Source organism: Rickettsiales bacterium Ac37b (assembly GCA_000746585.2).
Classification (GTDB): domain Bacteria; phylum Pseudomonadota; class Alphaproteobacteria; order Rickettsiales; family Arcanibacteraceae; genus Ac37b.
Window position 1 is genome coordinate 1,101,352 of record CP009217.2, and the last position, 26,858, is coordinate 1,128,209.

Genomic DNA, 26,858 nt, shown 5'->3' on the forward strand with positions numbered 1-26,858 from the left:
GTGCATTATATTATTCCAAATTAATTTAGTAAATTTAGCGTATGAAGATTAATAATTATTACTTGTATTTAGTCTTTAATAATTCAAGCATAGGCTTCGCTCTTATTTGAGGTCAGCATTATATATTAACCAATAAAACTATTATAAAATTCTAAGATCATGTTACGGACATGATTTGCATCTGTTGATTGGTTAATCTTTGATCTGAACTCTGCTGAATTAGGGAGTCCATTACTATACCAACCTATATGCTTGCGTGCCATACGTACACCAGTGGTTTCACCATAAAGTTCTATAATATCGTCATAATGTTCTAAAATAATGTTAAGCTGAGAATTGAGATCAGGTGAGGCTAATTTTTCTCCAGTTTCAAGATAATGAATTGCTTGCTGTATTAACCATGGTTTACCATAAGCACCTCTACCTATCATTATACCATCAGCGCCAGAAGCATCCAGAGATTCTTCTACATCCTCAAATGTCTTAATATCGCCATTTGCAATAACAGGAATTGAAATATTCTGTTTAACATTTTTAATAAAATGCCAATCTGCTTTACCTTCATAAAATTGACAACGTGTACGTCCATGAACGGTAACCATTTGTATCCCACATTCTTCTGCTATTTTAGCAAGTTTTGGAGCATTAAGATTGTTGTGGTCCCATCCCATGCGCATTTTAACAGTTACTGGAATTTTAACAGCCTTAACAGTTGCCTCCATTATATTAGCTGCTAATATTTCGTCACGCATTAAACTTGAACCGGCATTACCACCTACTACTTTTTTTACAGGGCAACCAAAATTGATATCTATGATTTTTGCACCTTTATCTTCATTGAGTTTAGCAGCCTCTGCCATGACGTTAGGTTCGCATCCTGCTAATTGTACCGAAGTATAATCTTCTTCTTCAGAAATCGCACATTTTTGTAAAGATTGTTTAGTCTCTAAAATCATTGCACGGCTCGCTATCATTTCAGATACTACGAGTCCTGCTCCTAATTTTTTAACTAACCTCCTAAAGGGCATATCGGTGACTCCAGACATAGGAGCCAAAATAACCGGTTTAGTAATTAAATTATTGCCAATTGTAATCGAAATCATAAATATTTTCTTATTATTTGCGTAATAATGCTATCGCTTTAACTATTTAATAACGAATATTATATTAGAATTATAACATACTAGTAATGATACTAAAAAGCAAAATAGAGGATATCTTAGGATAATTAATATGGAAAAGCAAGGTGATTTTGATGCAGAGTGTACTATAAGGCAAGATATCTACATGAAAACTGCTAAGTTTATGTTGTATCGTATATGGTTAATTAATAGTAATAAAATTAATAAAGAAATGTTATTATTTATTTTTAAAAAATATTTAAATATTTCTAAACGTAAGATCGTTAGTTACGTTAATGTATTATGCGATAAAAACTATATAAATTATAGAGATCTTATAAAAGAAATAGTTAAAGAAAAAACAAAAGATATTCGTAACGCAACTAACCTGAATGGTTACATTATACAATGCCTACTATGCAAGGATGAAAAATATGTTATCAAAAAACCTTGAATTAAGCTTACATAGGGCACTTAATATAGCTTTAGGATATAAGCATGAATATGCAACTCTTGAGCATTTATTATTAGCGCTTTCCGAAGACCCCGATGCTAAAAACGCATTGCGTGTGTGTAATGCTAATATTTCTTTATTATCTAATAGATTAAGAGAATTTTTAAATAGCGAATTATCAACATTTGCTTGTAAAAATCTTATTGAAGCTAAGCCTACTGCTGGGTTTCAGAGAGTGGTGCATAGGGCTGCTTTACATATGAGTAATGATGGACAAAAAGAAATCACAGGTGTTAACGTTTTGGCAGAAATATTAAGTGAGCAGGAATCTTTTGCAGTATTTTTCTTACATGAACAGAGTGTAACTAAAAACGACATAATTAATTATATAGCCTATAGTGCTAATAAACCAGAAAATGTGGTACAAAGCAATTCGAATGTACAATTACAGCCGAATCGAGTAAATAATAGAGAAGAAGCCGATAACATAGGTAGTATTCTCAAAGAACCTAAAGATATACCTAATGTATTAGTAAATTATTGTGTTAACCTAAATAAAATGGCTGAAGAGGGACAATTAGACATATTAGTTGGGCGAGAAGGTGAAATTGAAAGGACAATAGAAGTATTATGCCGTCGTACTAAAAATAATCCACTTTATGTAGGGGAGCCTGGGGTAGGAAAAACAGCAATTGTTGAAGGATTAGCGTTACGTATAATTAAAGGTATGGTACCATCTTCATTGAAAAATGCAGTTATTTTTTCTTTAGATATGGGATCATTAGTAGCGGGAACTCGTTATAGAGGAGATTTTGAAGAAAGAATTAAAGCGATTATTAGAGAAATACAAAAGTTAGATTCAGCTATTTTATTTATTGATGAAATTCATACTATTATAGGGGCGGGTGCAACTAGTGGTGGATCTCTTGATGCGGGGAATTTATTAAAACCAGTGTTATCTAGAGGCAAATTAAGGTGTATAGGTGCTACTACTTTTAAAGAATATAAAGATCATTTTGAAAAAGATAATGCGTTAACACGTAGATTCCAGAAAATCGTAGTAGAAGAACCTTCGGTAGCTAATACTATTAAAATCTTAAAAGGATTAAAGCCATATTATGAAGAACATCATGGTATTAAATACACTAAAGGTGCTTTAGAAGCTGCGGCTATCCTGTCTGAACGATATATTTCAGAACGGCATTTACCAGATAAAGCAATAGATGTATTAGATGAGGCGGGTTCTCACCATAAAATTATGAATAAAAATAAAATTATTACTGTACGTGATATAGAAAATATTATTGCTAAAATGGTACATATTCCTAGTAGAACATTATCAATTAATGATTCTCGTAAATTGATGAAGTTACAAGATGAACTTAAGAAGATCATGTTTGGACAAGATAAGGCAATAGAGGAATTAGTGGCAGCAATTAAGCTTTCTAAGGCTGGTCTTAGAGATAGTAAAAAACCTATAGGGTGTTATCTCTTTTCTGGACCTACAGGGGTTGGTAAGACAGAACTTGCAAAGCAGCTTGCATTATTAATTGATATGGAACTTTTAAGATTTGATATGTCAGAATATATGGAGCAACATTCTATATCACGTTTGATTGGTACTCCGCCTGGATATGTGGGGTTTGATCAAGGGGGATTACTCAGTGATGCTGTAAGTAAAAATCCTTATTCAGTCATTTTATTGGATGAAATAGAAAAAGCGCACCGTGATATATATAATATCTTACTGCAAGTTATGGATTATGGTCATTTGACAGATAATACTGGCAAAACTATTAATTTTACTCATAGTATTATTATCATGACAACTAATATAGGTGCATTTGAAATGAGTAGGCCAGTACTTGGTTTTGGTAAGACAAAAAGAGAACATGAAGATACAGAACAAATTAATTTGCTATTTACACCGGAATTTATAGGAAGACTTGATGCTATTATTCCTTTCACTCCTTTATCTCCAGAAACAATTTCTTATGTTGTAGACAAGTTTTTGCTTCATCTTTCATCGCAACTATCTGAAAAATCGGTTATGATGTCTATAACTACTCATGCTAAGCATTATTTATGTAAGCTGGGCGAAGAAAATCAATCGAAAGGTGCTCGTATTATTGAAAAAACAATTGATGAAAAAATTAGAAAGAAGCTAGCTGATGAGATTTTATTTGGTAAGCTGGCCAAAGGTGGAAAAATTGAAATTGATTTATTGGATAATCAGCTCCTATTTAATTATAATTAGTGATTAAGATTTATAAACTGATTATTTAGGTTTGAACATTAATATATATAATAAATAATTAATAGAAATAACTATAAATCCTGAAAATATTACATCACTGAAAAAATGTCCACCTTGCAAAATCCTGGCGGCACCAATGATAAAACCAAATATGACGGAGCTATAAAATATTAAGGTTGCAAGAGATTTCTTTCTTATTAAAAAAGCAAAAGCGGTAAAATAAAATCCTATAGCTGCATGTCCTGAAACAAAGGAACAATTTTTCATACATTCTTTAGCTATGGTAAAAGGAGTAGAAAAAGATTTACTGCCACCAAATTCCGTAATATGCTTAGGCCTAGCCCTACCAAACACTTGATCTTTAAAAATAGTATTTATTGTTAAGCCTGGTCCAATAATTAATGCAAGTGCAAGATATATGATAATTTTGTTGTTTAATAAAAATGACTTTTTTTTATTAATATTAATAATTATAAAGATAATAGCATAGCTAACTATTAAAGCTTTTACTATATACGGTACAATATTGTAAAAGAACAATACTATATTATGATGACCAAGGAAAAATTGATGATTTTGTTTATAAAATATCTTAGTTATATATAAATCTAAATTTGGAAATAAAAAAAATAATATACCTGTAATAGCGACCAAACATAGGAAGTATTTAACATAACGAGTATTAAGAGAATCTAACATAAAATACTATGATAATGATTAAACAATTATATAAGTTAGTGTCTAATATACACGATAATTTTTTAGAAGAAAGAGCACAATGGATATTATGGGTGCCAATATTCTATTCGTTAGGTATATTGATATATTTTTTTCTTAAGAAAGAACCTAATATTATTTATATTTTATCTATAATTAGTACATTATTAATAGTTTTATATTTTAAAAGAACGTTATTAATAATCACTTTAATTATTATATCCCTTGGTTTTGCAGCAATAAATATTAGATCTTGTTTATTGTATGTCCCAAAATTAACCGAAGAAATAAAATATGCAACAATTATAGGTAAAATAGAGGCTATCACTGTTCTTCCTGTTGGAGATCGTATTATTTTAAAATCTACAGAGATTAGAAAAAATTCATTCAAATTATCATTACCTAAAGTAAGGTTAGTAGTTAAAACAGGCCTAAATAAAGCTAAAATTGGTGATGTAGTTATAATAAAAGCTAATATTATGCCTCCCCCAGAATCTGTTGTTGCAGAAGGGTATGATTTTGCACGTAGTAGTTATTTTGAACAGATAGGAGCAGTAGGCTACAACATTGCTCCTATTAAAGTATTGAAAAAAAATCAAGGCAATATTTTAACAAACTATATAGCTAATTTGAGAAAAAACATAGAAAAGCAGGTGATTAAGTTACTTGGTAAAGATATTGGTGGTGTAGCAACAGCTTTAATGATTGGTGAATATAATCTTATTAATAGAACTATATTAAATAATATGCGTATCGCAGGTGTATCGCATATTTTATCTGTTTCAGGTATGCATTTATCTCTTGCTGCAGCGATATTTTTTTATACGGTGCGTTTATTGCTTAATTTATTTTATCCTATCTTTTATCGCGCTAATATAAAAAAAATAGCAGCTTTTATGGCGTTACTTGGTAGTTTTGGTTATTTACTGATCTCAGGCATGCAAGTGGCAGCAGTACGTTCATTTATTATGACCAGTATGATAATTATAGCGGTAATGTTAGATCGTACTGCTAATCCTGCACGTAGTTTGGCTTTTGCTGCAATAATAATTTTAATATTTAGACCAGAAGTAGTTGTAAATCCTAGTTTCCAAATGTCATTTATGGCAGTACTCGCCTTAATCTCTTGTTATAGTTTATATAAAAAATATTTATCACCTAAAGTACAATCATGGAGTTTGGTAACTAAATTTTTCTTTTATATACTGTCTACCGCATTTTCATCATTAATAGCAGGGCTCGCTACTGCACCCTTTGTTATTTATCATTTTAATCAATATTCTAATTATAGTGTAATTGCCAATGTAATTGCTGTGCCTATAACCTCATTTCTTGTAATGCCATGCGTAGTTTTATCATTTATACTTTATCCATTTCATTTAATGTCGGTTGCTTTAGTTCCTATGGGTTATGGAATTAAAATGTTTATTGCAATATCTAACCTAATTGCGGAGTGGCCATATTCAGTTAAACCTATACATTTTATGTCTAATTTTACACTATTTATCATGACATCTGGTATGTTGATCCTATATATATGCAAAACTAAATTAAGATTTGCTGGAATGTTATTAATGGTGATAGCAGGTATTATGACCTATACACAGCTTATGCCAGATTTAATTATTAATAGTAAAGATAATACTTTTTTAATTAATAATAAAAATGCTGTAATATTATCCAGTAAACAGATACCTAAATATACAAGAGAGGCTTGGTTACATTATCTAGGTAAAAAGGATTTTGCATGGCTAGATCTTAAACATTCTTCAAATATTATTGATTGCAAAAACGATTTTGAATGTAGATATAATAAGGGTAATTATGATCTTATTTTTACTAAACATTCCATAGATATTGTAAATAATAGTACAAAAAAAATTTTACAACATCTTAAAATAACTTCCCAATTAGGAGATATCTACATGGTTTATCTTGATAAGCTAAAAATTGTTTCTTTACAACAGTTACGTGGAGATAGGTTATGGACCATAAATTGATTTGAACTTGCGGACGCAGTTATAGTTTCTTGATTTGAATTAGCATATGCGTCACTCTTCACTAACCTAACAAAAAGTAGGTTTCGCTTATCTCTCCAAGTAATCAATATTCAACTTTTTACTAGGTTCTGTGAAGGTTTCTCAACAACTGTTTTCTTAGCACTTTTTGGCTGCAAAAAAAGCTTTTATTGCTTGAAATATATTAATATTCCTTCGAATAAAAGCTATTTTTTCGCTCAAAAATTTGCTAAAAACCATATTTTTTAGAAAACTTCACAGAACCTAATATAATAAGTAAACTATCGTAAATTGTTTAGTTTTCACAATTATTATTTTTACAATTACCTATAGTTTCTACTGTTTCAAAACAGAAACTGATATCAGGAGCGTGAAAACTCTTTGGCAGCTCTAAGTCATTAATGTATGTAGAGGACGAGTCTTGATTCCCTGGAATAAGCGAAATAGGCGTTATAGGTTGCGTTATTGGTTTCACAGGTGGAGGTTGAATAGGCTCTATTAATTTAGTGTTTTCGGGGCATCCATGCCCTTCAACTATAAATAAAGCTGGTCCTGGTTTCCCTCATTCTGGCTTTAAAACATATTTAATTTTATGAGTAGGATATTTAGCCTGTAAAGCTGGATCTTTATGAAACATCTACTATTCTCCATGCGGAAATAATTAATATAGATAGATGTTACTATAATATTAATTCATTATCACGATGTTTTATTAACTATTGTATTATCTTATTCAAGTTTGTATCTGACTTCATAACATTTTTTAGTTATCTAATGTTATTTTAGTCATTGGATAAGAGTATTTTAATTTAGTGCATTTTGTGGTATCAAAATTATTAATTTTATTTCTTAAATTTATAATATAATCTATTAGGCTCAAATAAAAATTATTACATTTATACATTATAAAATTTGAAATTATAAAATCTGTAGAAGCTTGGAGAGTTTGCTTTAAGTGGAAATAGTCAGAATGATTACATATATAGTAATAATCATATTTACTATGAAATAATTTATTCGTAACAATTCTAATATATTTTGTTAATAATATTAATCGTGCTTCTTTATTAAGATGATAATTTTTATTTTCTATAGAATTTCTAAGCTTGGTTTCAAAAAAATTTGTAAAAACCAAATTTTTATTAATAGTCTTGTTATATAAAAAATAATTTACTATATAGTTTATGTATTTGTATTTTAAAATATCGTTTACTTTTTTAATTTTACTAGATTTGGTTATGTAATTATCAAAATTTAATATGATAATACTATTTAAAATCTCTGAGTTATTTTTTGTTTCTAAATATACCAAATATTTGATATCAAGTAGTAATAGATCTAGCAATAAATCATCTTTAAAAACTTTTTCTTTGATTAATTCATAATATTTAATTTGTAAGTTTTTTAAATAATGGGATAAAAAATTATTATCAGAAACACCGCTCTTTATAATTTTTTGTCTAATAGCGGTTGATATAAGAAAACCTTGATATTCCCATTGTATATTATATGGTGACTCCATTTGATTCCATTCTTCATTTAATGCCAGGAAAAATATGACTATATTAAATATCAATATTAATATCATTATCCCTAATATGCCGAAGGCATATATTTTCTTTTTGTTCAAATATTCTAATACTCTTTTAATTGTTTTCATTAATACTCAACTGTATTCACTATAGAGTTTAATCTGTAGGAGTATATATAGTAAATTAATTTGAATCCGGGGCGCAGTTAAATTAAAGCTCTCCTACTATTTGTAGGCTTCGCTTATCACTCCTAGTCCCAAATACAACTTAATTTACTATAATATAATATTAATAAAAGTCTATAATTAATTAATAGCGTTAATTAATATGTAATATTTAAAGTGTCTTTCCTCTCTAATATTTTGTCTTGCTATTAACTTTTTTAAGCGATAATAAAATTGATATTAATTATTTGAAAAACATTATAGTTTTAACTCATAAGATATTTTTTTGGCAATAGAGTTATAATAATGTAAAATAGAGTTATCGCTGATAGTTGAGGGATGATCAGATGTTTCTCTGATTTCTGGATCTAATGGAATGTCTCCTAAAAAATTAAGATGGAACTCTTCTGCAAGTTTAGATGCTCCCCCCTTACCAAAAATATAATGTTTTTCTGAGGAGATGGGGTTAATAAAATAACTCATATTTTCTATAATCCCTAATATTTTGACTCCTACTTTTTGAAACATGTTAATAGATTTACGGACATCAATTAAAGCAACCTCCTGAGGAGTTGATACTAAAATGTTACCGGAAATAAAGTAATTTTCAATTAAACTAAGATAGATGTCACCTGTACCTGGAGGCATATCTATTAACAATAGATCCAAATTTCCCCATTTTGTTCCATTTAATAATTTATATAAAGTTTTAGTTGCCATAGGGCCACGCCAGATAGTTGCTATGTTTTGTGATATAAGATGACCTATTGAGATAGATTTTATATTATGAGATTCAAAAGGAAGAATTAAATTATTTTCTAATTTAGGTTGAGTAGTGTGCCCAAGCATATGAGGTATAGACGGCCCATATATATCGGCATCAACTAATCCTATTTTATATCCTTGCTTCGCAAGTACTTTAGCTAAATTGACTGAAATTGTAGATTTTCCTACTCCACCCTTGCATGAAGATACTGTAACTATATGTTTAATATTATCAAATTTGTTTTTAGGTTTAAAAGTAGTAGTTTTATTTTTAAGGAAATTATTATCACTATCTTTAAGATCATTGGTAAATACAATTTTGACTTCTTCTATTGGTAGCTTAGATTTAAGTTTAGTAGTGCATTCAGTAGTTAAGGCAGTTTGATCTGTGGCAGATTTAAGTGTAATGGCAAATCCTAGTTGTTGATTTCTGATTATGATTGATGAGACATAACCATTAGTTACTATATCTTTATTATCGCCAGGAATTCTAATAGTTTTTAAAATATTTAAAACTTGTTCTGCATTTATAGTGGACATATACTTTACATTATTAACTTGATTGCTTATATTATAGATTTTCTACTTGACTAAATGGGTCTAATTAGAGAATGTATTGTTAGGTAGGATTATAAAATATTTATTATATAAATAAAAGTTTTAATCTCCAATTTTTAGTAATAATTTATGTTGTGGTATAGTCAATTGTTTGGAATACACAATAAAATAGAATCGCCCTGGGGACCAAAACGTCAGCCATCCAATAATGATAATGAATTGGATGAGTTATTACGTAGTAGCCAAGAAAAAATACAAAAGGTTTTACGTGATGGTAAGAAAGGTGGAGGCAAGGTTTTTTTATTAATTGTGCTGGTAGTGCTATTAGCATGGTTATCATCAGGGTTTTATAATGTAGAACAAGGTGAACAGGCCATTGTATTACGTTTTGGAAAATTTGTTCGTCTTGCAATGCCTGGTCTTAATTATCATATACCAGATCCTATTGAAAAAGTAATAAAACAACGTGTAGAAAGAATAGAAAGCGAAGAAATAGGTTCTAGATCTGCACAAACAGATGGTATATATATCCAACGGAATACGCCAAGACAAGTTCCAGAAGAAAGCTTAATGCTTACGGGTGATGAAAATTTGGTGGATGTAAATTTTATTGTACAGTGGAAAATTCGCGATATTAAGCAATATATTTTTAATGTATTAAAACCAAGAGATGCAGTCAAAAGTGCTGCTGAAAGTGCAATGCGTGATGTTATAGGTAACACACCAATTGTTGTTGCTCAAACACAAGGCAGATCAGTTGTAGAAACTAGAGTCAGGGAGTTGTTACAGCATATGCTTGATATATACCAGGCTGGTATTGAAATAGTAAATGTACGCTTACTTAAGGTTGAGCCTCCGTCTGAAGTAATAGATGCGTTTAGAGATGTTCAAACTGCTAGAGCAGATAAAGAAAGAGAAATAAATCAGGCTCAGGCATATCAAAATGATATTATGCCACGCGCTAAAGGTGAGGCTGCGATGATTATACAGGAAGCAGAAGCTTATAAGCAGCAAGTAATTGCGGTGGCTACTGGGGAAGTGAGTAGATTTAATGCTCTTTATAAACAATATCAAGGTGCACAACAATTAACAAGAAAACGTTTATACATAGAGGCTATGGAAAATATTCTACAGAGTACTAATAAAATTATATTAGATGGTAATATGGATAAAAATGTTATACCATATTTACCTTTAGGTCCTGCAATGAAAACAGATAATACGGCATCAGCGAAATGACAAAGAAAACTATTTTTACTATCATAACTATTACTGCGCTTATTTTATTAATAAATACTTTGTTTATAGTAGATCAGCGTCAACAAGCTTTAATCTTTCAATTTGGAGAAGTGGTCAAAGTAGAGAAATCTCCTGGATTACATTTTAAATTACCTTTTATACAAAACATAATTTATTTTGATAATAGGTTACTGAATGTTACAGCTGATGAAAAAGAAGTGATAGCTAATGACCAAAAAAGGCTAATTATTAGTGCTTTTGCTAGATATAAAATTATTGACCCTCTTAAGTTTTATCAAACAGTGAGAGATGAATCTGGCATAAAATTGCGCTTGAATACTATGCTTGATTCATCATTAAGGCAAGTGTTAGGTGAAGTTCCATTGGTAGCATTACTTACAAATGAACGTTCCAATATTATGAAAAAGATCAAAGATTTAATTAACTCTCAGACTCTGAATTTTGGTATAGATGTAATAGATGTTCGTATACTTAGAGCGGATTTACCTAAAGAAAATAGTAACGCAATTTATAAGCGTATGCAAACTGAACGAGAAAAAGAAGCTAAAGAACTACGTGCTGAAGGTGCAGGGGAGGCACAGCGTATAAAATCTAAAGCAGATAAAGATAAGGCTGTACTACTCGCCGAAGCTAAAAGAGATGCTGATATTACTCGTGGTGAAGGAGATGGAATTGCAGCAAAAATCTTTGCAGATAATTTAGGTAAAGATCCAGAGTTTTTTGATTTTTATCGCTCTCTACAAGCTTATAAAAAAGTTATAAATAAAGATAACACAACGCTTGTTTTATCTCCTAAAAGTGAGTTCTTTAAGTACTTAAAAGATTTAGATAATAAATAAATTGAGTTTTTAATAGGTTAAATTTTAGGGAAAAATATGATGAAAAATTACGCTATAAAATTGCATATAGGGTTATTTGTAATATTTATTATAATACTATCTGCGCTTACAGCTAATGCTCTAACATCATCTGTATCTATACAACCTCAAGGATTTGCTGAGATTGTTGAGCCTTTATTACCAGCTGTAGTTAATATTTCTACTACACAAAAAATAATTAATAATAAAAATAATTTAGCTTATAAAGAAGGATATCCTTTAGAAGAATTCGGAGATTTATTAGAAAAATTTGGTTTACTGCCTCCAGGTTTTGAATTGGATCAAAAAGAACGTAGAGTAGTATCATTGGGTTCTGGTTTTATTATTGATCCTGAAGGATATATAGTTACGAATCATCATGTCATTAGTGAAGCAGAAGAAGTTACTGTAAAATTTAATGATGAAAAAGAAATAAAAGCTAAAGTTATAGGTTATGATACTAAAACTGATTTGGCTTTATTAAAGGTCGATTTACCTGAACCTCTACCTTATGTAAAATTAGGAGATTCTGATTCTTTAAGAGTTGGAGATTTAGTGATTGCAATAGGTAATCCTTTTGGATTAGGAGGAACTGTAACTAGTGGAATAGTATCTTCACGATCAAGAGATATAAATGCAGGTGGTTTAGTAGATAATTTTATACAAACAGATGCTGCTATTAATCGTGGTAATTCAGGTGGTCCTATGTTTAACATTAAAGGAGAAGTAGTAGGAATTAATACAGCTATTTTAACTCCGTCTATGGGAAATGTAGGTATAGGATTTGCAACTCCTTCTTCACTGGCTAAGTCTGTATTAGAGCAGTTAAAAAATAATGGTAAAGTGACTAGAGGTTGGTTAGGGGTTTATATACAGCCTATAGATGATGAGGTAGCTGAGAGCTTGAGTTTGCATGATACTAAAGGGGCTCTTGTTGCAGAAGTGGCGGTAGGTAGTCCTGCTGAAAAAGTTGGCATTTTGCCAGGTGATATTATTTTGTCATTTGCGGGTAAAGAAGTTTCTTCTATGAGGAAATTACCAAGAATAGTTGCAGAAACTCCCCTTGGTCAAAAAGCTGAAATAGTTTATTTACGTAATGGAGTGAAAAAAACAGTTGATGTAATGCTTGTGGCATTTAAAGAAGAGACTAATAAAGCTATGGATGGTAATGATTCTACCTTATCTGAATCACCAGGTTCTCAAAATATTTTAGGTGCTATAGTAGTTGCAAAGCTCACTCCTGATTTGAAGAGTAATTTTGGTATAGATTCTAAGATAAAAGGTGTAATTGTTTTAAAAGTAAATAGACACAGTAATTTTGTTGGTAAATTACGTAAAGGAGATGTCATTCTCTCTGCTGGTGGGAATCAGATAAATACTCCAGAAGAATTAGAGAAAATAATTATTAAAGCTCAAAAAGATAATAAGAAATCTGTACTATTACATGTAATAAGAGAAAATAAAGCTATATTTATAGCAGTTAGCATTGTAAAACAATAAGGTATATATGTTAAAAATTGTAATATATTTGATAATATTGGTAGGTACAGTATTTCCAGCCACTGCTGAAGTTATAAATAAAGATGAAGAGCATATAGATGAAACTGTATTAAATATAGGGCCTAATGAGTTATTTCTAGGTAATAAAGATGCTCCTATTACGGTAATAGAATATTCTTCTCTTTCATGTCCACATTGTGCTTATTTCCACCAAAATGTTTTTAATCAATTTAAAACAAAATATTTAGATTCTGGAAAAGTAAAATATGTACAACGTCCATGTCCTTTTGATAATGTAGCGTTAAAAGGAGCCATGCTCGCTAGTTGTACTGGTGATGATTATTATACTTATTTAAAAATATTGTTTGATGTCCAATCTAGCTGGATTACTCAGAAGAATTTCGTAGAGATTTTAGAGAATATAGCTAAGCTTGGAGGGATGAGTGGAGAAGATTTTTGGAAGTGTATTAAGAGTAAAGAGGTAGAAGATAAAATTCTAAAAATTAGATTAGATGCCACTAATAAATTGCATATAAATGCTACTCCTATCTTTTTTATTAATAACAAAAAATTTATGGGTGCAATGAATCTAGAAAAATTATCAAATATACTTGATAATGAATATAAAAAATCAAATTAATATTTATAAATATTAATAGCGAGAGTTATATCTATAGTAATATAAAATCTTATGGTAGATAAAAGTATTATTTTCTATAACTCTATATTAATTTTATATATTTTGAATATAATAAAATACATAATTCAAAATATTTAAATTACTTAAGTGATATATTTTTTATTTGTATATTTATTTTAGATAAGTTATAACACTGGTTTTATAATTTTGGTACTAGAATGAGACTAGAATTAAGTATTATTATTCCAACTTATAATGAAGCGGGAAATATTATCCCTTGATATGAAGAAATAATACTAATTCCCGAATTTAATTGAGTTAATAATTGATAGTACATATGGTTTTAACAATATCTTGATTTAACTGCGCTATAAATTCACAAACCTTATTTTCAAGCTTGCCAATAGTATCATATATCCTATTTTTAATAATGTGGTTTTTCATATATTTCCATAGCCTCTCTACAGGATTTAACTCAGGAGAATTAAGAAGGTAAATAAACTATATTTAAATTATCTGGTATCTTAAGTGTTTTTGCTTTATGCCATCCGGCTTGATCCATTATTACTGTAGCAGGGCTATTATCCAAATATTTAGCCATCTCCTCCAAAAATATAGTCATACATTCCGTATTTACATTAGGCAGAAGTAAGCTAAAACTTTTTCCATTGTTAGAGTGAGTAGCACTATAAACGTAAAAATTTTTAAAACCTAACTTTACCTTTACCTGACTTCTAATTCCCTTTTTAAACCAACTATGTCCTAATTTAGAGTAAGTACCAAATCTTGACTCATCAAAAAAATATAATTCTTGATGCTTTCCTTCTTCAATTTCCCTCCTTAGATTTTTTTTTAAACAGCTCTTGAGCCTCTAAATTACCTTTAGAATGTGTTGGACGGGACGTAATGTAACTAAGCTTTAAATCATCCAATACTCTATGTACTGCAGATTTACTGCTTTTAATAGAAAATTCTTCTTCTAATCTTATTACAATCTGCGCTAATGTTAAGTTGCAATCTTTACTTATCCATTCTTCTATAGCTTCTCTATGAACTTCTAATAATTTGCTCTTTCTTCCTCTACCAGTTCTATAGTTTAAACCTCCAACCTCCTCAGCAACAAAGCTCTTTACCCATGAACGTAAGGTGTTGCTTGTTATATTGAAAATTTTTGATACTGTCGCAACTCCATGCTCTTTGGCTGCTACTATTGCTCTTAACCTTAAAGAAACACGACTAATTTCGCTACTTTCCTTTAAAATTATCTTTGCTTTGTTGTAAATTTCTTCAGTTATTAATTTTGATGATAGTCCCATAACTTACTCTATTCTATTATTAACATAATAATTTCTATCATCTTATCTTTTTCGATACAATAATTTTCCTTCCTTAACCTCAATTAAATTCGGGAATTAGTATAAAACCTATAATTAAAAACCTAAAACACAAACCAGGGGGGCTTAAAACAAAAACTATTTATTTAGACCATCAGAAAGAATATTGTTTAGAAATGGATCTTGAAAAAAATGCAGAAATTATTTTTAGCATATATAAATATAAAACGAAAAATTTAATTTTAGAACAACCATTTAACCAGCTAAACAATAAATTCTGCTTTATAGTTAAAGATACAAGCTTATATTATTGGACAGCGTTTTCCCCTTTGCACTCAGATTTTACTATAAATAAATTGAATTTTACGACTAATAATATACCAAATAAATAAAAAAAGAATATAGCTGCGGCAATTTAAAAGTTACTTTGTTGTTAGTTGCTCACGTAGCATTTTTCTACGCTTTGTGCCTCACGCCTCGTACTATTTTAATTGCCTTTGCTATAGCGCAAAGCTTTCCTACTCTTGGTAGGCTTCGCTCTATCGTTCCTCGTCCCAAATACAATTTAATTTACTATACGTATTAATACATAAGCAACAATGGCCTCATGCACAATTTTTGAAAAGTGGTATGTTTTCTTTAGCTAGAAAATTTTATGGCTCTAGGTGGGTAAGCGGTTTATAGACAAATTGGCGGCTGCAATACGGACACATTACTTGATCATTGTTTCCCATATTGAGATATATTAAAGGGTGACCAACCTTGTTATCTGATATACCATCACATTGTATATGTTTGTCTTTTACGATTATAATATCAGTAATATTATTGTTTATCATTATTATGTACTCCTAATATTTCTCCATTTATATTACAATGTTCACTAGCAAGTTCAACAAAAATATCTGTGATATCATCAGGTTTTGGTATGTGTGTTTTATCAAGTCCTGGGAAGGCTTGTGCTAGCATACTTGTTTCAACTATTCCTGGATCAACCAAATTAGCTTTGATATTAGTAATAGATATTTCTTCAGCGTAAGTTTTAACAAGCATTTCTAATCCAGATTTTGATATAGAATATGGGCCCCAATATGAGGTTACATCTTTTGTAACTGAAGAAGTAACAAATATTGCTCTACCAGCTTTTGAATTATGTAATAATGGATCAAAGCTTCTAATTAGCCTCCAGTTAGCCGTAAGGTTTAAATCTATAATATTTTCCCATAAAGAGGGTTTTATGTGTGAAAGAGGAGATAAAACTCCCAGTGTAGCAGCGTTTCCAACTAATATATCTATGTGACCAAAGCGCTTTGCTATTTCATATCCTAATTCGTCAATTTTTATGAATTCTTGTAAGTCTAGAGGTACTATAGTAATAGCACTATTATGCTTGCGTGCATAGTCATCTAATAATTCTAGCTGAGTGGTATTACGGGCAACAGCTATTACATGTGCTCCCTCTTTTATGTATCTACGTGCTATGGCAGCACCAATGCCTCTTGAGCTGCCAGTGATTAAAGCAATTTTATCTTGTAAAAGCTTAGCCATAAAAAACCTATTAAGTGCAGTTGTTAGAATCGGTAAGCTCTATTGGGTAATCTCCAGTAAAACAAGCATCACAATATTGGGGGTAAGAATTATTACGCTTACTTTGTTCAATCGCAAAATACAATGCATCTATTGATAAAAAAGCTAAGCTATCAACGTTAATAAATTTAGCAATCTCATCAACAGAGCTGTTTGCTGCTAGTAAATCTTTTTTATTTGGTGTGTCTACACCATAAAAACATGAAAAAGCTGTTGGAGGACTTGCAATACGCATATGTACTTCCGTAGCACCTGCAGCTCTTACCATTTCTACTATTTTACGTGATGTAGTGCCACGCACTATGCTGTCATCTATTAAAATTATTTTTTTGCCTTTAAGGAGTTCTTTATTTGCGTTATGCTTAAGCTTTACTCCTAAATGTCTTACAGTTTCAGTAGGCTCAATAAAAGTGCGTCCTATATAGTGATTACGAATTATACCGAGCTCAAAAGGTATTTTACTATATTCGGCGTATCCTAGCGCTGATGCTACCCCGGAATCAGGTACAGGAACTACTAAATCTGCTTGTACTTTGGCTTCTTTTGCTAGTTCTGCACCAATTTGCTTTCTGATTTTGTAGACATCTTTATTTTCTAGTTTACTATCAGGGCGTGAGAAATATATATATTCAAAGATACAAAATCTTTGTTGAACCTGTTCAAAAGGCTTAAGGCTTTTTATAGAACCATCATTATTTATAATAACTATTTCTCCTGGTTCAACATCCCTAATATATTCAGCACCTATAATATCAAAGGCACAAGTTTCTGAAGCAAGGACATAAGAATTCTTAATTTTTCCAAGTACTAATGGCCTTACTCCAAATGGATCACGGATTCCTAGTAAGCAATGTGCTGTAAGCAAAACAAGAGAATATGCCCCTTTTACCAATTTTAAAGATTCAATGAGTCTAATAATAAAATCGTTGTGAGGCCTAGTAGCAATTAGGTGAATGAGAATTTCAGTATCCATAGCAGAGTGAAAAATACATCCTTGGGCAATAAGTTGTTTTCTTAAAGAAGCAGCATTAGTTAGGTTACCATTATGTGCTATTGCTACCCCTCCAAAACTAAATTCAGCAAAGATAGGTTGTACATTTCTGATTTCATTACCGCCAGTTGTAGAATAACGTACATGGCCAATAGCATAATTACCAACTAAACTTGATAGTACAGAGTTATTGCTAAAATTATCTCCTACTAATCCTTGGGCCTTATAATTATGAAAATTTATACCGTCAAAAGTTACTATACCTGCAGCCTCTTGCCCTCTGTGTTGGAGTGCATGTAACCCTAGTATAGTATGTGCAGCTGCATCGCTATGGTTAGAAATACCAAATACTCCACATTCCTCTTTCAGTTTATCATTAAAAGGTAATAAGTTAAATGTTTTCATATTAATCCAATACCTGTATAAGACGGTTAAAATCATTATTATCTTTGTCACTGTAACTGCCAGGATCTTTATGGTAGGTTTTTATATAGTTGATCAAGATTTTTTTCAGTTGTTCTCTAGTTAAAGGATTATTGTTTGTATTTTCTTTACCGTAGGAGTTTATTATATCTTCTATAGCTTGTTGTTTTTCTTGCGTAGAAGTATTATTATCAATTAAAATGTTAAGATGAGTTGTATCGATGTTAGACAATATATCAGGAGGTATTAATTTTGCTAACTCAGATAAAGCTATAGTATCAGATATTGTTGTAAGCTTTTTTAACTGGTTATTTATAGTTTTATTTAATTTTACACTTAGTTTTGGTGGTAATGTTTCGATTAAAGCTGTACTTCCAGTAGTTAATAACAGGAAGCTTTTTGAATGTTTAATGTTTTTAAAAATAGTATCTTCTGCAGAATCTGGTATTAAAGCTTTTGAAATGGCCACTATTATTATAAAAATTATGCAGCTTATAATACATCCGCGCGTAAATCCAAACGCCAATCCTAGAGAGCGATCTAAGGCTCCTCCTCTTATATTTTCTGTGAGTTTAAGTAATTGGTTACTAACGAAAGCTACAAAAATAGCTGCTATTATATAACTCATTAATCCAGTACTAATATTAGCCCCAGAAGGGTTTTTTATGTAATGTTTAATTAGAATTAATAAATATGGAAATATAAAATAAGCTAAAATAATAGAGAAAATAAACGCTATAAACGTTATACAAGATTTAATAAATCCTTTAAATAAAGCAAATAAAGTCGAGAGAATTATTATAGTAAAAATTATATAGTCAAAAACTGTCAAATCAAGTGGCATAGATAATTATTTACGTAGTTATAGATGATTATATTATTTTATTAGTATATAAATTTAGTTTTTATATAATATATATTACAAAACTTAATTAGTCATTATAATTATTAATAATTATATAATTTATACTTATACGTCTAAAATAAATTATTATACAAAATTATTTATTGCACTATATCATAAGTTGCAAGCAAAATATTATAATTTATAAAAATTGATATAATGCAGTAAACTAGAAAACTCAGGCCATAATTGTAGAGATTTGATTAATATTAAATATGTTAAGTAGCTGGTCAATATCCTCTACTATATGGTATAAGCTTTTTATAGAGCTATTTGCAAATCCTAAATCAATAAAATGGTCTATCAATTGAATCAGTCCATTGTAATAATTTTGATAATTGTAAATTATAATAGGTTTTTTATGCATTTTTAAGTATTTCCAGGTAATAATTTCAAAAGTTTCATCCATTGTGCCAAAGCCTCCTGGAAAGGTAATAAAAGCATCAGAGAGATTAAAAATAGACATTTTACGGCTATGCATATCTGGTACGGTAATTAATTTTGTTAAGTGAGTATGCATAATTTCTCTGGTACCTGCGATTGTTATGCTTTGAGGAAAAACACCAATCACTTCTCCTGAGGCGCTTAAAGCACCATCTGCTATAGCACCCATAGCTCCATATTTACTACCACCATAGACAACAGTTCGTTTATTCTGAGCAAGCAATTTGCCCAAATTATAAGCTTCATCTAAAAAATTTTGTGGAATATTTGGGCTTGCACCGCAAAAAATTCCTATATTATGTACTTTTTCCATAGTTAATTACAAAAATAAAAAAATAGAATTGAATTATAATAATTATTATTTATACTGCTTAAGCTAAATCAATTATAACAAATACTATTTTATAAGAAAATACAAATTATGAATTTATTAAAAATAATTTTTCCTCCTATCCATAATGACGGATATTATTTTATCTGTTTATTTGCAATTGTTTCTATTGTGATTGGGTATTTTTCTAGCACATTAGGCTTTATTGGTGCTATAGTTACAGTCTGGTGCGTATTCTTTTTTCGCGATCCAGTGCGTATTACACCCATTGGTGATGAATTAGTGGTGAGTCCAGCTGATGGTATAATACAAAGAATTGAAATGGCTGATACTCCTAAAGAATTAAACATAGGTGGTAATAAGCGGCTTCGTATTAGCATATTTCTTAATGTTTTCAATGTCCATGTTAATAGGGTGCCTGCTACGGGTAAAATTAAAGCGCTATACTATTATCCTGGTAAATTTTTGAATGCCTCGTTGGATAAAGCAAGTGAAGAAAATGAGCGTCAATTAGTATTAATGGAAACAAATAATAAAGAATTAATTTTTGTACAAATCGCAGGTCTTATAGCAAGACGTATTGTATGTACTTTAAATGAGCAGCAAGAAGTAAAAGCAGGCGAACGTTTTGGATTAATAAGGTTTGGTAGTAGAATGGACGTATACTTACCAGAAGGTGTAAATCCATTGGTAATAGAAGGTCAACAAGTAATAGCTGGTGAGACCATATTAGCTGATTTGGTAAAGGAATTGCCTGCACGCGCGGGTGAAATAAGGTAGGTTTCTTAATTAATATGATAGAAAACGATAATTTGAATACTAGAGATATACATTCTACTAAAATGCCTATCATTAGGCTTTTTCCTAATATTGTTACGCTGATAGGTTTATGTGTGGGTATGACTTCTATTAGATTGGCTTTAGATGGAAAATGGGAGAATGCTGTATTATTCATAGTTATAGCAGCCCTGATAGATGGAATGGATGGTAGGCTTGCGCGGTTACTTAAAGCCTCTAGCAATTTGGGGGCACAACTTGATTCATTGGCTGATTTTATTAATTTTGGTGTTGCTCCAGCCTTGGTATTATATTTATGGAAGTTGCATAACGTACCTGTAAAAGGATTAGGATGGGCTGTATCCTTAATTTACTCAATGTGCTGTGCTTTAAGATTAGCAAGATTTAATACAACTTTAGAAGAAGCTCAGCCAAGTTGGGCAAATAATTTTTTTGTAGGTGTACCTGCTCCTGCGGGAGCATGCTTAACTTTAGTACCAATGATGTTAAATTTTCAATATGACATGGTTTTTCAACCAGTTATGCTGGCTGTATATGTTAGTATAATAGCTATTTTAATGTCCAGTAGAATTCCTACATTTTCTGGAAAAAAGATCTCAATAGCGCGTGAGTTTATGTCATTAATCTTAGCACTGGTAAGTTTATTAATTATAGGTGTGATTATAGAACCATGGGTTATTTTACCAGTTTTAGGTATTATATATGGGTTATCTATACCGGTTAGTGTTATTATTTTTAAGAGAAATTCAAAATAAAATTTTTTGATTATTTATATATATTATATGTACGTTGTTTCTCGCTCATGTACTAATTTTCTGCTATCATTCTATCTAAGCTTATTCCTAATTCAAATTAATTTGTTGTAGTAAATCATAAAAATTTATTACTTGAATTAATATTTTTTAATATTTAATTTATCCGGAAGGTTATATTGGCCCATATAGAAAGGAAATGTCTAACTTTGTTAAGTCAATATGGGGCAAAAATTATCATGTAAGATGTGATTCTAAGGATATCAAGAATACTAAACAAATTACTAAAAAGTAATAAATGGCCTGTAGTTATACAAAAGATTGAGGAAATTAGAGATATTAGAAAGAATATTGTGCCTGTATGGAGTAAGGCAAGTTTCATTTATCATAACAGCCTTGAATATGGTATGATACCTGAGAATATTAAAATTATAATTGATTATTTTGTTAATGCAAAAATAATGTATGAAGATTTATATTACTCTTTTGGGGGGAAAATGAGAGGATATTTTATTTAGCCTATGGATTGCTTGAGAGCGTTCATTTTCGTTAAAATGTTACTAATAGTTAATAAACTTACTTTTATAAAAAAGAATTCTTTACGCATGGTATGTATCTATAGTAAAAAAGGTTAGGAGAGTAGTTGACAAATAATACATATTTTTTTCTTGTCAATATTAATATTAATATTATAATACTATTTGTAAATAAATATTAATCATTTTGATAATGTTGAGGTTACCATGAAAGAAATTATAAGAAATACTCAACACGGAACGCTTAGTAGATCTGAACAAGCCTGGGCTAAAAAAACTAGTAGGCGTATAGGGTATAGTTTGTTTGGAGTAGGGTCTAGTTTAAATAGAAAAAAAGATACCAAACAATTATATGGTTATTTATGTGAAATTTTAATGGCTCTTAAAACTAGCTACTCTGAATTTGATATTGATGTTCTAAGTATGCAAGAAGCTAAACAGGTAATTAGTGATAAGTATACAAAAGGTTCAAATGCTAAATCTACATTAAATCAGTTTATATATGAAAACTATACTTCTTATACTATGCCTGGATTAATTAGTGGTGGAATAAAAGTAAATAACCAAGCGCTTGCAGACTTAAAATTGAAGCAAGAATTTCAGAAGTTAATGGGAAATATATACAGTGGAGCTGTAAGTGGTATCAGTCCTGTGAATAGGGCAAATTTTAGGGAGGAAAAATATAAAAGATTTGAAGCTATTAAAAAAAGAAAGCATTCGAAAAATTCTTTTGAATATCAAAAATGGAAACATGGACCTAGATCTGAACAAGATTTAGAACTTATACTTAACGGTAATAAATACTTTGTACCTGCGTATAGTATAAATGAAATAGATGAAAATAATAAATCTTATAAAGTGACCTATCCTATAATAGATGCAAAAATTCTAGAATTATTTGCAAAAGATTCTGATAAAGGTGAGCAAAATTTGCACCAATGGCTAAAGGATCATATAAAATCTTTAAAAAATCAGATAATTATTGCAGATATTAGTGCAGATATTAGTAATGCGTATGATATGGGTAGTTATCTAAAAGGAATAAATTTAAGTGGTAGTATAATTAGGTCATTATATATTACAGATGCAGATTGTAGAGATATGAATTTACAAAATTGTGACATATTAAATATGTCCTTAAATAAATGTTTATATGGTAATTTAGACTTAAGAGGTGCAGATACTAATAAATTACTAATAGACTCTAACTCTTATGAAGATACTGGATTACGTGGGTTTAGTGATAAAGAATATCAAGATGATAATAAATCATATATCAAGCTTAGCAGTGCTAACCCAAAAAAATCAAGGGATAAGGGCATTATAACAGAATCTTTATATGATGCGTTAAATGATCGCGTATTATTAGATCCATTTTATGTAAGAAATGGAGAAGGCCAGTATTTTGGTAATAATAGTATTACTGTGAAGGTAACTATAGAAGATCTGCAGGCATATATTGAGGAAATTAATCAATCAGATATTGTAAAATCGTTAAAAAAGAATAATACACAAAAAATTGACTGGACACAATCATCTGTACCTAGCTTTGTTGATTTTCTCATACAAAAATATCAATATACAGATAAGAATGTATATGTAGATATCTCAAATCAAGATTTGTCTAAAATACCGCTTAATTATGGTAATTTTAGAAATGTGAATTTTGCTGGGTGTAAAATTAAAGAAGCAAAGCACACTAATTTTTTTGGAGCTTGTTTAGAGGGTGTGAATGCTGATAACGCAAATTTCACACATGCAATATTTATTCAAGCAAATATGCAGTATATTTCAGCAAAAGCGGCTATTTTTGAACAAGTTAATATGAATGATGCTAATTTAGAGCGCGCATATTTAGTCGGAATAAAAGGTCAGTTTCAAGCTAGAAGAGCTAATATGCGTTTTGCTAATTTAGAAAATGCAGAAATAGATAAGTCAGTGTTGAGTTTAATGCGTGCAGAAGGTATTACCTTGGCTCATGCCCATGCTAACTATTGTCAAATGCGTGGTGCTAAAATGGCAAATGCTATTTTAAAAGGTGGTAAATTTAAAGGCACTGACTTTACTAAAGCCATTTTTAAAAGTGCAAATGCTGAATTAGCAGAATTTAGTAACTCAATTATGGAACATATTAATGCTGAGCGTGCTAATTTTAGAATGGCTACTATGGCTTATGTAGAAGCACAAGGAGCAAATTTTAGCCATGCAGATATGGAAGCAATACAAATTAGTTATTCGAATTTCTCAGACTCATTAATAAATGAGCTAAATGCACATAAGGCAAAACTTTATGCTGTTTCTCTTGAAAATGCTGAAGCTATAGGAGCAAATTTTGAGGAAGCTATTTTAGATCACATCCAAGGGAAAGATTTGGATCTTGCATTTGCTACTCTAGATAGAGCTAAAGTAAAACGTTCAGTATTAATTAATAGCTATATGAATTATATACAAGGGCGTAAAGCGCATTTTGAAGAATGTTATATAAAGGAAGCAAATTTAAAGTTTTCTGATTTTATGGGAGCAGAATTTGTTAAAACTTATCTTAAAGGTAGCAAAATTCAGGGTACTGATTTAACAAATGTTAATATAAAGAATTCTGATTTATCAGGAGTAGAGTATGATGACACTACATCGGTAGTAGGTATAAAAAACCAGGAAACAGCGCGTCTTGATAAAGATTTCAAGGAATTGTGTAAAAAGCAGTATAGAGAGGCTTTTCCTATAAGATCTAGATGTAATGACACTATAGATTGGTGTAATAAAAAAGCTAATTGTTTTCTTAATATATTTCAAGACTTGATCCAGCTTTTTAAGAGTGGTTTACTTGCTGGAATTAGTGGGGGAATGCTAGGCTTTATAATTGGTGTTGGTATTATAGCTTTACTTGTACCTACAGCAGGTGTGGCTCTGACGATGGCGTTATGTATGGGCGGAACAGTAATAGGTACCCTATTAAGTATGTATTATAATAGTGATACTACAGCCCTAAGTAATCATTTTCTAGAATTGGTAGGATTAAAGACGTGTGAGTCTAATATAGATGTTAATCCAGAATGTATATCTGAAGAAAGGATTGAAGAAATACATCAGGAAATATTGAATGTTAAGAATCACACGAATGCTGAACAACAGCAATATGTACCTGATGCAGAAATGTTAAAAATTATAGAGAATATGACCGATATAAATACAGGTTATGTTGCTAATCTAGAAGAGATTAACAGAGTATCTAGCGCTACGCTAGGGCTGCATAATAAGTAGCTTATTGGTAAAAGTTTTAATTACTTGACCCAATATAGTGAATACTAGCTTTCTATTGTGAGTAGGAGAATCATATAAGATTTATATAGAAGGTAATATTTATTACCTTCTATGTAAATATAACAATTCTACTAAAAAGAAATTTTATATACACTCACCATTACCTTCTACTTGGCCACTGCAGGTTACTTCAGGAATAGGATTTTGTGTTTGATCAGATAAGTATACAGGGGTATGTATTGCTGATGCAGACGATAAAATATATAATTTTTGAGGATCATTTAATATTTCTATGAATTTATTTATACCAGTTATAATAGGTTCAATATTATTATCATAAATATTAGAGATATTATTTGTTTTAAGGCAAGTATCATTAAAGAAAGTTGCCTCGGTTTCAGAAGAGGTAAATATTTTAGGCATATGATTCTTAATAAAAGCAAAGGTTTTTCCTAGAGAAGACTGAGAGACAGAATCAAGTTGATTGTGAAAATTATCATATGCATCTACTAATTCTGGATATTTACATTCAATTTTTAAGACAGGAATTGCTTTAGAATCATGGGTATAAGTAGTATTATTAAGTAAATTAACAAAGGCAGTGGGATGTTTAACAATTGTATTAGACATATCATGCCATAATTTATTAATTGTATCTTTTTCAGCTTTTACCATTGTGCCATCTTGATTATTAGCAGCAATTTTTAAATTAATATAATGATTTGGTAAATCATTTAAACTATTTCTTAGAGAATTTTCTGCTTCTACTAAACTTACATAATTTTCTTGAGCCTCATTGATTGTATTTTCAATGGCTGTTTTGGCATTATCTAAGTCTTTTTTTAAGTCTTTTTCTGCGGTAGGGTTAGAAGTGATGGTATTTGTCATGATAAATCTCCTTACATTTTTATATAAATTAGTTAATAATTTTGGTATAAAGAACGCAATGAATTAACAAAAACCTCAAGCTACAAACATTTAAGCAAAATATCTGAATTTATAATTATTCATTATATTTCTATTAATTTAATAGCTTAACATTAATATTACAAAGATAACATATAATTTCTTTCTTTAAAAGAATATAATACATAAACTTAAAATTTTTTACTTAATAGTTAAAATAATTGAAATAAAATTAATATATTGTCTATTTATATATAGGATAGAAATTATACATATTTCTTATACAGGAAACTCATTATAACATAGTAGATGCTCAGTAAGTGATTATACGCTTATTGGTAAACTAGCTAGTATAGAAATTGATTTGAATTTGGTACGCAGTTATAGCTATGGCAATTTAAATATTACTTTGTTGTTCGTTGCCTACAATAGCATTTCTACGCTTCGTGCCTCACGCCTCGTATTATTTAAATTGCCTTTGCTATAGCCTCAAAGTTCTTATACTAATTGTTTTACTCTCGGATAAAAAAGTGAATAATGAGCAAAAATTAGGTCATACCTCTGAAAATGGGCATCTAATGAGCGGGTATATTACTAGATTACCATAAAGCATACTCGTGTCCGGGGAAAGAAAAAATAATTACTTTTTTCACCTCTCCATTAAGGAAAGGACCTAGGAAATCTTAGATTGCTGAGGGTGAGGGGTTAAAAGATATAATTATTTGATCACCCCCCTTCATCCGCTTAA

General features: G+C 30.1%; 23 protein-coding genes. 12 read left to right on the forward strand and 11 right to left on the reverse strand.

The window, feature by feature from the left end:
- Positions 1-125: 125 nt before the first annotated feature.
- The gene (gene dus / locus NOVO_05550; GenBank protein ID AIL65478.1) at positions 126-1,103 is read right to left on the reverse strand and encodes a tRNA-dihydrouridine synthase; all 978 of its coding nucleotides are present in this window, start codon (positions 1,101-1,103) and stop codon (positions 126-128) included.
- 130 nt (positions 1,104-1,233) lie between these two features.
- On the opposite strand from dus, the gene NOVO_05555 reads away from it, so the two are divergent.
- Positions 1,234-1,575, forward strand: a complete 342-nt coding sequence (locus NOVO_05555; GenBank protein ID AIL65479.1) for a hypothetical protein — start codon at positions 1,234-1,236, stop codon at positions 1,573-1,575.
- The gene (gene clpA / locus NOVO_05560; GenBank protein AIL65480.1) at positions 1,556-3,832 is read left to right on the forward strand and encodes an ATP-dependent Clp protease ATP-binding subunit ClpA; all 2,277 of its coding nucleotides are present in this window, start codon (positions 1,556-1,558) and stop codon (positions 3,830-3,832) included. The genes NOVO_05555 and clpA overlap by 20 nt, the downstream gene beginning before the upstream one ends.
- Positions 3,833-3,853: 21 nt before the next feature.
- On the opposite strand, the gene NOVO_05565 is transcribed toward clpA, so the two are convergent.
- A complete protein-coding gene (locus NOVO_05565) occupies positions 3,854-4,531 on the reverse strand; it encodes a PAP2 (acid phosphatase) superfamily protein (protein ID AIL65481.1) in 678 nt (225 codons plus the stop codon).
- A gap of 8 nt (positions 4,532-4,539) precedes the next feature.
- Here NOVO_05565 and NOVO_05570 point away from each other — a divergent pair, with 8 nt between their 5' ends.
- Positions 4,540-6,549, forward strand: coding sequence for a ComEC family competence protein (locus NOVO_05570; protein ID AIL65482.1), 2,010 nt, complete (start codon positions 4,540-4,542; stop codon positions 6,547-6,549).
- Between the two features lie 781 nt (positions 6,550-7,330).
- Here the strand turns inward: NOVO_05570 and NOVO_05575 are convergent.
- Together NOVO_05575 and NOVO_05580 are read right to left on the reverse strand one after the other, a co-directional pair.
- Positions 7,331-8,227 carry a hypothetical protein gene (locus tag NOVO_05575; GenBank protein ID AIL65483.1) on the reverse strand — a complete coding sequence of 299 codons (897 nt, stop codon included), beginning with the start codon at positions 8,225-8,227 and terminating at the stop codon, positions 7,331-7,333.
- A 294-nt stretch (positions 8,228-8,521) separates the two neighbouring features.
- A complete protein-coding gene (locus tag NOVO_05580; protein AIL65484.1) occupies positions 8,522-9,568 on the reverse strand; it encodes an antiporter inner membrane protein in 1,047 nt (348 codons plus the stop codon).
- Between the two features lie 147 nt (positions 9,569-9,715).
- On the opposite strand from NOVO_05580, the gene hflK reads away from it, so the two are divergent.
- From hflK to bdbD_2, 4 genes are read left to right on the forward strand one after another with little or no spacing between them, the layout of a single operon-like run.
- Positions 9,716-10,825: a Modulator of FtsH protease HflK gene (hflK, locus tag NOVO_05585; protein ID AIL65485.1), complete on the forward strand. Its 1,110-nt coding sequence runs from the start codon at positions 9,716-9,718 to the stop codon at positions 10,823-10,825.
- Positions 10,822-11,685, forward strand: coding sequence for a Modulator of FtsH protease HflC (hflC, locus tag NOVO_05590; GenBank protein AIL65486.1), 864 nt, complete (start codon positions 10,822-10,824; stop codon positions 11,683-11,685). Before hflK ends, hflC begins: the two co-directional genes overlap by 4 nt.
- Positions 11,686-11,721: 36 nt before the next feature.
- Positions 11,722-13,203: a putative periplasmic serine endoprotease DegP-like precursor gene (mucD, locus tag NOVO_05595; GenBank protein AIL65487.1), complete on the forward strand. Its 1,482-nt coding sequence runs from the start codon at positions 11,722-11,724 to the stop codon at positions 13,201-13,203.
- Between the two features lie 7 nt (positions 13,204-13,210).
- Positions 13,211-13,843, forward strand: a complete 633-nt coding sequence (bdbD_2, locus tag NOVO_05600; GenBank protein ID AIL65488.1) for a Thiol-disulfide oxidoreductase D — start codon at positions 13,211-13,213, stop codon at positions 13,841-13,843.
- Between the two features lie 827 nt (positions 13,844-14,670).
- Here the strand turns inward: bdbD_2 and NOVO_05610 are convergent.
- The gene (locus tag NOVO_05610) at positions 14,671-15,159 is read right to left on the reverse strand and encodes a Transposase (GenBank protein AIL65489.1); all 489 of its coding nucleotides are present in this window, start codon (positions 15,157-15,159) and stop codon (positions 14,671-14,673) included.
- A 194-nt stretch (positions 15,160-15,353) separates the two neighbouring features.
- Here NOVO_05610 and NOVO_05615 point away from each other — a divergent pair, with 194 nt between their 5' ends.
- Entirely contained in the window at positions 15,354-15,569 is a 216-nt protein-coding gene (locus NOVO_05615) for a hypothetical protein (protein ID AIL65490.1), read from the forward strand.
- 261 nt (positions 15,570-15,830) lie between these two features.
- Here the strand turns inward: NOVO_05615 and NOVO_05620 are convergent, their stop codons facing one another.
- The 5 genes from NOVO_05620 to yvdD all read right to left on the reverse strand — a co-directional run bounded on the left by NOVO_05620 (position 15,831) and on the right by yvdD (position 19,839).
- Positions 15,831-16,016, reverse strand: a complete 186-nt coding sequence (locus NOVO_05620) for a hypothetical protein (GenBank protein AIL65491.1) — start codon at positions 16,014-16,016, stop codon at positions 15,831-15,833.
- Positions 16,003-16,725, reverse strand: coding sequence for a putative oxidoreductase yciK (yciK, locus tag NOVO_05625; GenBank protein ID AIL65492.1), 723 nt, complete (start codon positions 16,723-16,725; stop codon positions 16,003-16,005). Before yciK ends, NOVO_05620 begins: the two co-directional genes overlap by 14 nt.
- Positions 16,726-16,735: 10 nt before the next feature.
- A complete protein-coding gene (gene purF / locus NOVO_05630; protein AIL65493.1) occupies positions 16,736-18,160 on the reverse strand; it encodes an Amidophosphoribosyltransferase precursor in 1,425 nt (474 codons plus the stop codon).
- Between the two features lies 1 nt (position 18,161).
- The gene (locus NOVO_05635) at positions 18,162-19,022 is read right to left on the reverse strand and encodes a Colicin V production protein (GenBank protein ID AIL65494.1); all 861 of its coding nucleotides are present in this window, start codon (positions 19,020-19,022) and stop codon (positions 18,162-18,164) included.
- 238 nt (positions 19,023-19,260) lie between these two features.
- Positions 19,261-19,839, reverse strand: a complete 579-nt coding sequence (gene yvdD, locus NOVO_05640; protein ID AIL65495.1) for an LOG family protein yvdD — start codon at positions 19,837-19,839, stop codon at positions 19,261-19,263.
- A gap of 108 nt (positions 19,840-19,947) precedes the next feature.
- Between yvdD and NOVO_05645 the strand changes: the two genes are divergently transcribed.
- The 4 genes from NOVO_05645 to NOVO_05660 all read left to right on the forward strand — a co-directional run bounded on the left by NOVO_05645 (position 19,948) and on the right by NOVO_05660 (position 25,204).
- Positions 19,948-20,637 carry a phosphatidylserine decarboxylase gene (locus NOVO_05645; protein AIL65496.1) on the forward strand — a complete coding sequence of 230 codons (690 nt, stop codon included), beginning with the start codon at positions 19,948-19,950 and terminating at the stop codon, positions 20,635-20,637.
- Positions 20,638-20,651: 14 nt separating this feature from the next.
- Positions 20,652-21,410, forward strand: coding sequence for a CDP-diacylglycerol-serine O-phosphatidyltransferase (locus NOVO_05650; GenBank protein AIL65497.1), 759 nt, complete (start codon positions 20,652-20,654; stop codon positions 21,408-21,410).
- A gap of 245 nt (positions 21,411-21,655) precedes the next feature.
- Positions 21,656-21,925 carry a hypothetical protein gene (locus NOVO_05655; protein AIL65498.1) on the forward strand — a complete coding sequence of 90 codons (270 nt, stop codon included), beginning with the start codon at positions 21,656-21,658 and terminating at the stop codon, positions 21,923-21,925.
- 225 nt (positions 21,926-22,150) lie between these two features.
- The gene (locus NOVO_05660; protein ID AIL65499.1) at positions 22,151-25,204 is read left to right on the forward strand and encodes a Pentapeptide repeat protein; all 3,054 of its coding nucleotides are present in this window, start codon (positions 22,151-22,153) and stop codon (positions 25,202-25,204) included.
- Positions 25,205-25,348: 144 nt separating this feature from the next.
- Here NOVO_05660 and NOVO_05665 read toward each other — a convergent pair whose 3' ends face one another.
- Positions 25,349-26,092, reverse strand: a complete 744-nt coding sequence (locus tag NOVO_05665) for a hypothetical protein (GenBank protein ID AIL65500.1) — start codon at positions 26,090-26,092, stop codon at positions 25,349-25,351.
- Positions 26,093-26,858: the final 766 nt, after the last annotated feature.

What these genes read in the sequence shown, in the direction of transcription:
- dus (AIL65478.1), bottom strand. Translation starts at nt 1,103, where the DNA reads ATGATTTCGATTACAATTGGCAATAATTTAATTACTAAACCGGTTATT.
- NOVO_05555 (AIL65479.1), top strand. Translation starts at nt 1,234, where the DNA reads ATGGAAAAGCAAGGTGATTTTGATGCAGAGTGTACTATAAGGCAAGAT.
- clpA (AIL65480.1), top strand. Translation starts at nt 1,556, where the DNA reads ATGTTATCAAAAAACCTTGAATTAAGCTTACATAGGGCACTTAATATA.
- NOVO_05565 (AIL65481.1), bottom strand. Translation starts at nt 4,531, where the DNA reads ATGTTAGATTCTCTTAATACTCGTTATGTTAAATACTTCCTATGTTTG.
- NOVO_05570 (AIL65482.1), top strand. Translation starts at nt 4,540, where the DNA reads ATGATAATGATTAAACAATTATATAAGTTAGTGTCTAATATACACGAT.
- NOVO_05575 (AIL65483.1), bottom strand. Translation starts at nt 8,227, where the DNA reads ATGAAAACAATTAAAAGAGTATTAGAATATTTGAACAAAAAGAAAATA.
- NOVO_05580 (AIL65484.1), bottom strand. Translation starts at nt 9,568, where the DNA reads ATGTCCACTATAAATGCAGAACAAGTTTTAAATATTTTAAAAACTATT.
- hflK (AIL65485.1), top strand. Translation starts at nt 9,716, where the DNA reads ATGTTGTGGTATAGTCAATTGTTTGGAATACACAATAAAATAGAATCG.
- hflC (AIL65486.1), top strand. Translation starts at nt 10,822, where the DNA reads ATGACAAAGAAAACTATTTTTACTATCATAACTATTACTGCGCTTATT.
- mucD (AIL65487.1), top strand. Translation starts at nt 11,722, where the DNA reads ATGATGAAAAATTACGCTATAAAATTGCATATAGGGTTATTTGTAATA.
- bdbD_2 (AIL65488.1), top strand. Translation starts at nt 13,211, where the DNA reads ATGTTAAAAATTGTAATATATTTGATAATATTGGTAGGTACAGTATTT.
- NOVO_05610 (AIL65489.1), bottom strand. Translation starts at nt 15,159, where the DNA reads ATGGGACTATCATCAAAATTAATAACTGAAGAAATTTACAACAAAGCA.
- NOVO_05615 (AIL65490.1), top strand. Translation starts at nt 15,354, where the DNA reads ATGGATCTTGAAAAAAATGCAGAAATTATTTTTAGCATATATAAATAT.
- NOVO_05620 (AIL65491.1), bottom strand. Translation starts at nt 16,016, where the DNA reads ATGATAAACAATAATATTACTGATATTATAATCGTAAAAGACAAACAT.
- yciK (AIL65492.1), bottom strand. Translation starts at nt 16,725, where the DNA reads ATGGCTAAGCTTTTACAAGATAAAATTGCTTTAATCACTGGCAGCTCA.
- purF (AIL65493.1), bottom strand. Translation starts at nt 18,160, where the DNA reads ATGAAAACATTTAACTTATTACCTTTTAATGATAAACTGAAAGAGGAA.
- NOVO_05635 (AIL65494.1), bottom strand. Translation starts at nt 19,022, where the DNA reads ATGCCACTTGATTTGACAGTTTTTGACTATATAATTTTTACTATAATA.
- yvdD (AIL65495.1), bottom strand. Translation starts at nt 19,839, where the DNA reads ATGGAAAAAGTACATAATATAGGAATTTTTTGCGGTGCAAGCCCAAAT.
- NOVO_05645 (AIL65496.1), top strand. Translation starts at nt 19,948, where the DNA reads ATGAATTTATTAAAAATAATTTTTCCTCCTATCCATAATGACGGATAT.
- NOVO_05650 (AIL65497.1), top strand. Translation starts at nt 20,652, where the DNA reads ATGATAGAAAACGATAATTTGAATACTAGAGATATACATTCTACTAAA.
- NOVO_05660 (AIL65499.1), top strand. Translation starts at nt 22,151, where the DNA reads ATGAAAGAAATTATAAGAAATACTCAACACGGAACGCTTAGTAGATCT.
- NOVO_05665 (AIL65500.1), bottom strand. Translation starts at nt 26,092, where the DNA reads ATGACAAATACCATCACTTCTAACCCTACCGCAGAAAAAGACTTAAAA.